Below are 2,556 nucleotides of genomic sequence, written 5' to 3'. Positions count from 1 at the left end.
CCGAGCAGCCACGCGTCATAATGCTCACTTTCTATGTCATTGAAAATCAAAGCGCTGTTGAGCGGGATCGGCTGTTAGCGGGCGCTGCGGCGCATTCTGCATGCGATAGGCGGCGATATCCGCCGTCTTGAACGCCCAGGGCGCACCATAACACACTTGCCGCCCTTTGATGATGCCGAGCCGGGCCATGCGCAGCGCCGTCATCACGCTCACATCCATGATTTGCGCGGCAGCTTCAAGCGTAATCTCGCCTCGCTCAGCCCATTCGCTGGCGCGGTGGACGGCAATGCCGTGATGGCTGCGGAACGAACAGATCCGCGCCTGGGTCCAGCCGTTGCCTCGCCCTGTCGGCTTGCCGGCTCGATTGAGGAGCCGCGCAATCTGGCGGTCGGGCATCAGACGCGCCAGCTCGCGAACCAGCGTCAAAGTATCCTCGGGGACTGTCCAGCGATGCTTGCCGACGGTGTTCATCTTCAACTTCAATGCGGTGTGGTCCCCTCCCTGCCAATGCAGGACCATCTCGATGACGCCACCTTCGATACGGACGACGACCTCGCGCAAGGCTGCGCGAACGATCCTCTTGCGCGTCGCAGATGTTGCTGCCGGGTGCGACCAGGCGAGGTCCAGATCGGCGCCGAGCCGCATCAGCTGATCCCGTTCCTTCTCTCCCAGCAGAGATGGTCTTCGCGCCTCGAGCGCGGCAATCTCGCCTTCGATCTCGTGCACGGCTTCAAGCGCCTTGTTCCAGCGGCGCTCCAGCTCGCCAGCGACCAGACGATTGCCCGGGTCGACGGCATCGTATTGCCGACGCGCATGGGTAGCCTCGTAACGCGCCCGCTGCAGTGCCAGCTCTAGCTGCCTTTGTGCGGCTGACGTCTCGCTCGCTTGAACCTCGAGCGCCTTGGTCGCGGCGTCGATGCCGAGCGGCTTCAAGGCACCAAGAACCGCGGCGCCGACAGCCTCATCGGCGCGCAAGCCGCCAAACGAGATGCACCGCTCGGTGCCATGATTGACGAGCGCACCCCGGCAGTGATAGCGCCCCGCCTTGCCGCTATAAGCGACATACATCTTACGGCCGCAATGGCCGCAACGCAGAAGCCCCGCGAGAAGCAGCTCCCCGCGCCGTACCGCTCCTTTGGCGGTGGCACTGCCTTTGCCGATTGCGTTATTGGCAATCACCTGTTGGTTACTCTCGAACTCGCTCCACGGAATGTAGCCTTCGTGCTGGTCCTTAAGCAGGACGTCCCATTCCATCTGAGGGCGCCGCAGCCCGCGGCGCACGCGTTTGCGGCCCTCCTCAATGATGACCTTGCTTGTCGTGCGCCCGAAGGCATAGGCACCCGCATAGACCGGGTTGGTCAGAATGTTGTGCACGGTATTGTAGAGCGGCAGTTTCCAGGCGATGAAGCGCCCCTCTGCGTCATGCGACTTAACGGGCAAAGCGATGCCTTCGTCTCTGAACCACATATGGACCTGCCGCACGCTCTGTAGCTCGGCGAACTTCGCGAACACCAGCCTCAACGCGTCCTGCACGCGCTGGTCTGGATCCTTCTCGATCCGCTCGCGCCCGGTCTTCACATAGCCGGCGGCGACACCGAGGAACAGCGCGCCCCGGCGGGCTTTCTGCTTCAGTGCCTCTTGCGAGCGCTGACGGAACAGTGACAACTCGAGCTCGCTCATCGTGCCCTTCATACCAAGCAATAGCCGATCATTGGGATGCCGAGGATCGTAGATTCCGTCCTCGTCGACGATGACGGTCCCGACCAATCCACAGAACTCGATCAGCGTATGCCAGTCGCGGCCGTTGCGCGCCAACCGAGACGCCTCGATCGCGAACACGGCGCCCGCATGCCCTTCGCAGATCGCCGCCAGGAGCCGCTCGAAACCTGGTCGATTGATGCCGCCGCCCGAGCGGCCGAGATCATCGTCGATGACCTCGATCTTCGCCCAGCCGAGCTGGCGAGCGTGATCGGCGAGTCCGTATTGCCGGCGCTGGCTCTCCTGATTGTGCATAAGCTGATCGGCCGTCGACTGACGGATATAGACGAAGGCACTGCGCGCAAGATGCTCAGCTGTGATCTTGGTCATCTGCGATCCCCCCGTTTGCCAGAGCCATCGCGATCTCGCGCAGCAGCGTCTCCACCAGCATCGTCAGCTCGATCTCCTGTGCCCGTGTCAGCACAACGCTTGGCTCGCCTTCTTCGAACAGGCTTGGCTGGGGACTTTCGAATTGGCGCTTCATTGCGATCTTTCTCCATCATTGAGTCGGACTGGAGAAATCCTAGAAGCGCATCGATCTCAGCGCGCAGAGATTGCAAGGCCCCAAGGGAAAACTGCGGCTCCGCCGACAGCTTGAAGTGCGTCGCCGTCTCGCGCGTCATCCAAGCCGGTATGCAGGCAAAGGAGCCGTCAGGCTGCGCAATGACCACCAAATCGGTACCACGGTACGCATAGCGCTTCAGAATGAGCACCATCTCACCGCAGCGCGGATGAAATGGATAGTAAATCCGCCCTTCTTCGGGATGTTGGCGGGCAGTATGTCGTTGTTTTGAGCAG

At 61.9% G+C, this 2,556-nt stretch carries 2 protein-coding genes and 1 pseudogene; all 3 read right to left on the bottom strand.

Annotated elements, in window-relative coordinates; genetic code table 11:
* Nucleotides 1-36: 36 nt before the first annotated feature.
* Complete coding sequence (locus NKI85_RS37540; protein WP_352780915.1) at nt 37-2,088, bottom strand: recombinase family protein; 2,052 nt, start codon at nt 2,086-2,088, stop codon at nt 37-39.
* A complete protein-coding gene (locus NKI85_RS37535; protein WP_352453895.1) occupies nt 2,069-2,242 on the bottom strand; it encodes a hypothetical protein in 174 nt (57 codons plus the stop codon). The genes NKI85_RS37540 and NKI85_RS37535 overlap by 20 nt, the downstream gene beginning before the upstream one ends.
* 55 nt (nt 2,243-2,297) lie before the next feature.
* A pseudogene (locus tag NKI85_RS38140) lies at nt 2,298-2,507 on the bottom strand (DUF5372 family protein); the annotation flags it as partial.
* Nucleotides 2,508-2,556 lie beyond the last annotated feature (49 nt).

This window comes from Mesorhizobium sp. M0571, assembly GCF_040320985.1.
GTDB lineage: Bacteria > Pseudomonadota > Alphaproteobacteria > Rhizobiales > Rhizobiaceae > Mesorhizobium.
This window is presented reverse-complemented; position numbering and strand designations above follow the sequence as displayed.

Excerpts from the sequence above, each read along its gene's own strand:
- NKI85_RS37540 (WP_352780915.1), bottom strand. The coding sequence starts at position 2,088 with ATGACCAAGATCACAGCTGAGCATCTTGCGCGCAGTGCCTTCGTCTAT.
- NKI85_RS37535 (WP_352453895.1), bottom strand. The coding sequence starts at position 2,242 with ATGAAGCGCCAATTCGAAAGTCCCCAGCCAAGCCTGTTCGAAGAAGGC.